This window comes from Bacillus sp. Xin1 (assembly GCF_013314535.1).
GTDB lineage: Bacteria > Bacillota > Bacilli > Bacillales > Bacillaceae_G > Bacillus_A.
The window spans coordinates 1-8,527 of the sequence record NZ_JABUAE010000081.1 but is presented as its reverse complement, the minus strand read 5'-3'; the positions used below and the strand labels follow the sequence as shown (position 1 = coordinate 8,527).

Annotated in this window: 3 protein-coding genes and 3 pseudogenes; 3 read left to right on the top strand and 3 right to left on the bottom strand. The window is 33.7% G+C overall.

Annotated elements, in window-relative coordinates:
* Positions 1-71: 71 nt before the first annotated feature.
* A complete protein-coding gene (locus tag HRG09_RS27090) occupies positions 72-1,769 on the bottom strand; it encodes a helix-turn-helix domain-containing protein (protein ID WP_174103915.1) in 1,698 nt (565 codons plus the stop codon).
* A 361-nt stretch (positions 1,770-2,130) separates the two neighbouring features.
* On the opposite strand from HRG09_RS27090, the gene HRG09_RS27085 reads away from it, so the two are divergent.
* Complete coding sequence (locus HRG09_RS27085; RefSeq protein WP_174103914.1) at positions 2,131-3,246, top strand: RNA-guided endonuclease InsQ/TnpB family protein; 1,116 nt, start codon at positions 2,131-2,133, stop codon at positions 3,244-3,246.
* Between the two features lie 408 nt (positions 3,247-3,654).
* Here HRG09_RS27085 and HRG09_RS27080 read toward each other — a convergent pair.
* Positions 3,655-4,328, bottom strand: a pseudogene (locus HRG09_RS27080) (IS6 family transposase).
* A 247-nt stretch (positions 4,329-4,575) separates the two neighbouring features.
* On the opposite strand from HRG09_RS27080, the pseudogene HRG09_RS27075 reads away from it, so the two are divergent.
* Positions 4,576-4,830, top strand: a pseudogene (locus HRG09_RS27075) (DDE-type integrase/transposase/recombinase); the annotation flags it as partial.
* A 961-nt stretch (positions 4,831-5,791) separates the two neighbouring features.
* Positions 5,792-7,492 carry a hypothetical protein gene (locus tag HRG09_RS27070; RefSeq protein ID WP_174103913.1) on the top strand — a complete coding sequence of 567 codons (1,701 nt, stop codon included), beginning with the start codon at positions 5,792-5,794 and terminating at the stop codon, positions 7,490-7,492.
* An 875-nt stretch (positions 7,493-8,367) separates the two neighbouring features.
* On the opposite strand, the pseudogene HRG09_RS29245 reads toward HRG09_RS27070, so the two are convergent.
* A pseudogene (locus HRG09_RS29245) lies at positions 8,368-8,527 on the bottom strand (IS6 family transposase); the annotation flags it as partial.

The window sequence follows — 8,527 nt, the reverse complement described above, 5'->3', positions numbered from 1 at the left end:
ATATCTATGTACAAGAAATATAAAAGGAAACAAGAAGCAGGAACCCGTTTAAAGTGTTCCCGCTCCTTTTCCTACATAGACTCAATTATGATTTGCCTTTCATACCATTTGGTTAATTTATTATTGACGCTATTCGAGATACGTTTCATTTTCTTGTTACAAAATCTTGATAGCGTAGCAGGAGATAATCCTATCTCATCTGCAATTTCGCGCATTGTTCTATTTTTGCGCATGTGTTGGTGCATAATTTTATCTCTAATCATATCCTCTGAACCATCAATACTATGCTTTACCGTATCGATGGTTAAATTATTTTCTTGCTTATCCGGAGCTTCAATCACCTTTTTCTTTACCAAACTACCGATATTATCCATTAACTCTTTAGGAGGCAAGATGGTGATGCCTAATTTAGAGTAGTAATTTTTAAACCAATTCCGTTCTCCGATCCTGGATTCATCAAGTTCCTCACTGTATGCCCAATGTGAAATAACTTTTTCTTTTTCTAAATCTATTAACACATTTTCTAATTGCTCACGAATACGATGTGGACGTCCCTTCGCAATATTAATCCCCATTACAGACAATAGTCCTTTTTCTCCACCAATTGAATAGGGTCTTTGTAAATTGCTGTACTGTTGGCGAATTCTCCACTGCCAGGATAAGTATCGAATTAGTCGCTTATGGAATTTGTGTCGATAACTATTGTACTCCAATGCTTTTTTAGATAATAACGCTGTTGTACTATTAGAACCGTATAAATACATCGATAAAAAGCTACCTGGTTTTATTCTACAAGATTCAATACCTACGTAATCATTGGTATTTTTATCTCTCCAAAGAACTACAGAATCTAAAACGAAGAGTCTTTTAATTACTTCACGTTTCATTTCAAATTGCTTACCAGTTTCTGCACGATCATTTAAAACCACTACTTCGTTATCATCATTTAAATAAATAAAGATACTCGCTAAAGCAGCAATTCGTTGAGCAATTTTGATTTTATCTTCTGCACGATAATACTCTATACCGTTTGCTCTTGCTTTTGGCATATTACACATATCCAACACATTCTCGTAGCTGAAATCAATAAACTCATCTGGAGACTTCGCTTGATTCAGCCACTGTATCGTTATTGTATCTAGACAATCAGCTGTAAGATCATCCATATTACTGATAACACCATCTACTAGTATTGACCATCTTTCTGCTTCATTAGTGTTTACTAATCTTAGATCTTCATCTTTATGTGATGAAAGCTGAGCAACTCCGCTTGTGCTTTTAGTTTCTAGTGGTAATACAGGTACTGCTCCTAATTCATCTTCTTCAAATTGATTTTTGGCTATACCATCACGTAATTGATAATATACCGCGTCATTACTAACAGGATAGTAATCATCAGTAATGTCCGTTTCTTGGTCTTTTACCTTCTTATCTTTTGTATTAGATAAGATAGGCGTTTCAACTGTTTCTGACATTCCTTCAAACTCTTGCTCTATTATCTTATCAAGTACATTTCGAAGCTCAACTTTATATTTATCTAAATTTGCATATATATGCAATAATGAAATTCCTTGTTCTTGTTTCTGACCTAACCAAGAAACAAGTGCTGAAAATGAAGGAGAAATATTAGCTGAAGTTACTAATTTGTCATGATTTTCTTGTACTTCATCATAATATTTATTCCACTTTGTCCATAGCTGCTTGTTCTCTTCATACATTGGAGCAGCAAGAAAAAGGGCATCACTAAACAACACCAATACTTTCTCCAAATAAAAAACCTCCTAACAAAATAACCACCGGATATATATACTATAAGACTTGAAATATCCCAGCTATATAGTGGCAACACAGCTCAAAACCTAAAATGTTACCGGAATCTTCTGTGTGTAATAACAATTCATCTAAAATCGGCAAGGATACCCCTACTTCAATCGTGTGAAGGGCGATAGCCCAGCGATAAGGGGGGGGGAGGAATTGCCGGCAGACACGGTATGGTACGTTAAAAATCGTAAGATTCCGTACCATATCAAGTATCTGAAACTTCCACCCTGCCTCCTCCTTTCTCTATTTAAGTTGTTTGCTTCCACTAAAAATCTGTTACAATTTAATTAGTGAAAGGCGGTGAAAATAATGCCTACAATTACTGCAAAAATACAAATCCATGTTTCCGATAATCAAGCTGAAAGTCTAAAGATAACAACGAACGCTTACCGCAAGGCTTGTAATTGGTTATCAAAACACATATTTGAAACAAAGAACCTTAATCAAGTAAATCTCAATAACTTATATTATTCTGATTTACGAAATCAATTTAGGTTAAAAAGTCAAATGGCTCAATCTGTGATGAAAACTGTAATTGCTCGTTACAAGTCGGCTAAATCAAATGGACATGAATGGTCTTTGATTGACGTCAAACTTGCAGAATATGATTTAGTCTGGAATCGAGATTACTCACTAACCAAAAACCAATTTAGTGTAAACACGCTTGAAGGTCGCCTAAAACTAAATTATGAGCGTAAGGCTATGAAGAAATACTTCAACAGCACTTGGAAATTTGGTACTGCTAAATTAGTGCATAAGTACAAAAAGTGGTTCTTACATATTCCGATGACAAAAGAGTACCAAACATTAGATTTCGCAGATGTAAACAACATCGTTGGTGTTGATTTAGGAATCAACTTCCTTGCAACCACTTATGATAGTCAAGGCAAAACAACTTTCTACAACGGAAATATTGTTAAACATAAGCGTGGTAAATTTAAAGCTACTCGTAAGCAATTACAAACACGACAAACACCATCTTCTCGTAAGAAATTAAAACAAATTGGCTCAAGAGAAAACCGTTATGTAACTGATGTAAACCATCAAATTACAAAGGCACTCGTTGATGAATACTCTAGAGGTACTATGTTTGTTTTAGAAGACTTAACAGGTGTTCGTTCTGCGACAGAAAAAGTGCGAGTGAAAAACCGCTATGTTTCTGTGTCTTGGGCTTTCTATCAGTTCCGTCAAATGCTTGAGTATAAAGCTGAATTGAATGGACAAAAGGTAATTGTGGTAGACCCCAAATATACTTCCCAAACTTGCCCTAAGTGTGGAAACATTGAAAAAGTGAATCGTAATAAAAAGCTACACACTTTTAAGTGTAAAAATTGCCAATACCAATCAAATGATGACCGTATTGGTGCGATGAATCTACACCGTAAGGGAATTGAGCATATCGGTGTAGTTACCACAGGAGTATAGCTCTTGTGGTAGGGGCGAAGTCAACTGTCCTTATGCTCCACCATACTAAGGTAGGAGAGCATTGCTCGTTCGTACTACTGGGTAGGAATAAGCGTAGTTGCTCTCTATGAGGGTAGAAGCACTGTCGAACTCCGACAGACGCAAGCCCCCACTTCAAACGACCCGTAAGGGTGTTAAGGGGTTGTTGACCGTACGATACTTGGAATAATACTTAATCAGTCGTGTTCTTGTTTTTAATTATATAAGACTATGTCTATTTGTAAAATTACTACTTTACACCATACCCTTCATTCAAGAAAGTCATTAGGCAATCAATGATAAAGACTATACTTTTTAGATTAGATCTGCTTGGGTTCTGTTGCAAAGTTTGAAAAAAACATAAACAGGTTGGTAAATGAGAAGCACTGTTTAAGAAGTAGCTAATAATTGTTGAAGTTCATTGTACGTTGAAAAGGCGGAGTCTCTTTGAAGACTTCGCCTTTGTTTATATAGGGCATGAATAGTCTCGATACCTTTTATCGTACGTGAAGCATGGCGAAGATTTTGAAATCCTGCAGATTTGGCAAAACGTCTCTTTACATGCCTATGATCCTGTTCAATAAGATTGTTTAAATGCTTGATTGTACAATGGATTGTAGTTTGATAAAATCCTTGTTTTCATGCGTAAATTAATGCCGGTGCTTTGTCTGTAGTGAGAACTGTAGGTTCTCCAAAATGTTTTACTAATCTTTTCATGAAGGCATAGGCAGCCTGATGATCCCGTTTTTTACGAAGTTGAATATCCAATGTGTGTCCATCTTTATTAATTGCACGATATAAATAACACCATTTTCCTTTGACTTTTATATAGGTTTCATCTAGTTTCCAAGATAATTGAACGTTTTTATTTTTCTTCTTCCAAATTTGATAGATAAAGTTTCCATATTCATGAACCCAGCGCATGATGGTTGTTGGGTGAACCGAAACACCATGCTCTTTCAAGATTTCAGATACATCACGATAGCTTAAAGAAAAACGACAATAGTAGCCGACGGCTACCAAAAAATATCCTTTTTAAACTGTTTTCCTTTACAATACCCCATATATCATTCTCCTGCTCACACTTTTTCTACAGATTATCTCAGTTTAGAAATCTTTGCAACAGAACCCTAACCGAAATTCATCTTCCACTTTCACTGGCGCACCTTCACGTTTAAAAGTGGAAGACTACTTTCAGATAGAAGTTAAGCCGTTATAATAGCAGCACATCTTTAATTTATAATCAATACTACAGAATCTAATCAAAAAATACAAAATTTAACAAAAAATTTAAGTATTAGTAAGGTCCTGGTGCTTTTCGCATTTAACAAATTAAGAGAACAAGGCTTTTATGCACGTACTATTCATTATACGAGCAAGTATTTGAACAATCGTATCGAACAAGCTCATAGACATATAAAGCGACGCTTTGTTAAATCCGCAGGATTTCAAAATCTTCGCCACGCTTCCCGTACCTTGAAAGGCATCGAAACCATTCATGCTTTATATAAACGAAACCGAAGCCTTGGCTCAGACTTTGGTTTTTCGACATACAATGAATTATAGGAGCTACTAACAATCGCATAAAATGCACAACTTTTTGTTGGTACCACTTAACCTTAATAAAACTTCGCAACAGAACCTCTGCTTGTCTCTTATGTCATAGACCAATTGTCATCATACAGCTATATGATGGCAACTACAGAACAAAAATATTAAGTTTCATCTAAAAAGCATGAAATTCTTTATACTCAACAATTTAACGATTTTTGTTATTATAACAACATTATAGTTACATGGTGGCCATATCTATATAAAACTTGAAACGTTATAGCTATATGGTGGCAACACTTCCTTGTTAAAAAGAAGCTCCAAACCCTCTATATAACAACATTTATATGTGAATTTCACACATTGAACAAACATATTAAAACATGAAACGTTATAGCTATATGATGGCAAAAACTCTTACATTAAGAACATGAAAAAGCTTGTAGAATCAAGGATTATAGGCTTTTTTACAAATTCGATATATGTTTCACGTTTGAAATCTTTTATAGCGATATGGTGGCAACTAATTTTAAAAAACATGAAACGAGTATAGCGATATGGCGGCAACACTTCCTTGTTAAAAAGAAGTTCAAAACCCTCTATATAACAACATTTATATGTGAATTTCACACGTTGAACAAACATATTAAAACATGAAACGTTATAGCTATATGATGGCAAAAACTCTTACATTAAGAACATGAAAAAGCTTGTAGAATCAAGGATTATAGGCTTTTTTACAAATTCGATATATGTTTCACGTTTGAAATCTTTTATAGCGATATGGTGGTCAAAAACTTTTTTTCATGAAACGCCAAACCCCTTGTGCGCCAAGGGATTCAGGCACGTTTCATCTTTTTATTTTTTCTCTTAAAGGGGTACATTTCATCAAATTTCGATTTGCTATAATCATAATTGGTATATTTTATAGTGTTTTGGCATATATTTCTGGATTTATTTGTAGGAGGTGAAAAAGATGGGACAATCATTTATTATTCGTAATCAACGTAGTCTAAATGGACAAGATACAAATGCAGTTTTAGTAACATTGAAATCTTGGCAAAAACTTGTTGAAGCTTTTGAAGAAAAATACTACAGCTATAAAGATACATACCTTGAGGATATTCTAGATCATATGACATATGAAGAACGTATTGCTGATGTAGACGGCTTTGTGGCTCAAGCGAAACCATCTTTTTCACGTCGTACACTATCTGCTATTTCAGAAACAATGGGAAGAAAACATAAATTATATGGCATTACAAATGCAGATTTAGAAGTCTTTTTATATCTACACAAGAAATGTTACACGAATGGGGTTATTCCAAATGTAACAGTACATATGATGTGGGAAGATTACAAGCAATATAAAGAGGAATTTGCTTATATACAGCATTCTCAATTCTATATTGCATTAAAGAAATTAAGTTTACATAACATTATTACAATTGAAAATGAATTAGATGGCCGCTATACCATTAAGCTATCTCATTTTATGAACAAAGAAACTGAAAAGGCAAATTCCTATGTGTATATTAGCCCAGTCGTATTTACTAAGGCTTTCTTTGAGCTTTCAGTTGCGGCTAAGAAGCTATTCTTGGACATTGCTATGCAACAACACAGTGAAACGACTCTTAAACGTTCCTTAGACAAGCAGGATGAAAGAGGAAATACAACTCATTTTGGTGGAATGTACCGCTTTTTACATAAGAAATACCCACATCAAATCCGTGCAGTTATGACAGAATTAACAACTGCATTACCATGTACAGGGACTCCCCTATTCAAAATTTGCAAGTTACAAAAAGGCGTTAAAAATACAAAAAGATATACGACGTTATATCTATCCTTACATACAGATTTCTTATGTACAAAAGAAGCTGGAGAAGTACAGTATCGAGATCCATTCACTCCAAAGGTTACGTATGCTCGGAAAGCTCGTTTTATTGAATCTGTGCTACAAGAACTGAATATAGGTGAATTTGCACAAGACATGAATAAATTTATTCATGTACTTAAGTATACTTGTCATCGACAAATTCGAAGTGTCATTCGCAGCTTGCGTGACATGATAGATCGTAATGAAGAATATCCAAGTAAATTAGTGTATACACTGAAAAAACTATTAAATCAAACATCACAATATCAAATCCTTGATACAGCGGCAAAAGAAGGTATTTACCCTCTTATTACACAACATGTTCCAAAAGAGCAAAAAGAACAAGCTGTATTTGATTTCGGATTGCATTTCTCTATGTACTCTCTACGAAACATCAAAAAGTTGTTCCGTAAAACAAATGAGTTACTAAAGTCCAAATTCGCTGTACCGGTTACAGAGAAATCGTATCACCGTAACTATTTAAAGTATCAAGAAGAAACATTGTTTAGAAAATACGCCTATGAACAAGGTACAAATCTAAATGCTTATATGGCTTTAGAAATAGAAATACGTGAACTTCTAAAAGCAAGAGGACATAAAGAGCGCTTTATTCCGAGTGATGTTCGCGAATGGTTCATTGAAAAGATAGATAGATTACCTAAAGAAACACTTCGCGTTATTGAAGTACCAGATGACTTCAATTTGATTACCTTTATGCGTGCATTTGAACAATTAGTACGTGCTGGTATTCATGTAACAACAGCCGAACAGGTACTTGAGGTAATCGAAACAAACTAACGATACTCCGCTCTCTATTTTTGAAAAAAAATATAAATAGAGGGCTATTCGTGTTGATTCCATGAAATAAAAGCCCCTCACTGATTTCTTCTCATAGACACATTTACTCGATTCTATTCATAATAGAGTCTTTTTTTATACATTCCTATACAAGACTGTACTGTAATTAACTAATTTTCCACATCTATGTTTAAATAAACACGTTATTTTTATCTAATATGCATGCAAATACCTACAAAAAATCATAAGAAAAATAATAAATTTCATGGATAAGTAGATAATTAGAGCCTAATGTGAATAGTTTTATGTAATTATTATTGAAATAAAGGGATTTTGGTACTTCATCTATCAAAAATCATCAATATTTATGTGAGTCATGTGAAAAATTCTAATTATGTTGATTAGTTAGCCTAGATTGTGAATATTTTGTGGGTAAATAATCTAAAATTGTGGACATACAGTGGATGAACTGAAAATTTAGCACTTGAATAAATATATGTAACAATGCATCAATTTGTTTCATTTTTTATGTAGAATTATGTGATCTTATTTATGATTATTTGTAGATTTTATATCTTACTAATGCCTAATTTATCGTTGTTATATTCTGCTATTTATGATTTTTTACGCTATAACATACTCAAATCCCTTGTTATAGTGAGGATAAGACTATATTTACTAGTCCTATATAAGTTTTATCTTTATATATATAATATATATAAGAAATATATTTATATAAGATTTTATTAATTATTAAAGTAATACAATGGAATATTTTATTGGATATAAAATTGATTCTACGTATAAGAAAAAATAAACGGTTTTGTTGCGAAGTTTTGTTAAGGTTAAGTGGTGCCAACAAAAAGTTGTACATTTTATGCGATTGTTAGTAGCTCCTGTAATTCATTGTATGTCGAAAAACTGAAGTCTGAGCCAAGACTTCGGTTTCGTTTATATAAAGCATGAATGGTTTCGATGCCTTTCAAGGTACGGGAAGCGTGGCAAAGATTTTGAAATCCTGCGGATTTGGAAAAA

Coding starts and splice junctions, on each gene's coding strand:
- HRG09_RS27085 (WP_174103914.1), top strand. CDS start 2,131: ATGCCTACAATTACTGCAAAAATACAAATCCATGTTTCCGATAATCAA.
- HRG09_RS27070 (WP_174103913.1), top strand. CDS start 5,792: ATGGGACAATCATTTATTATTCGTAATCAACGTAGTCTAAATGGACAA.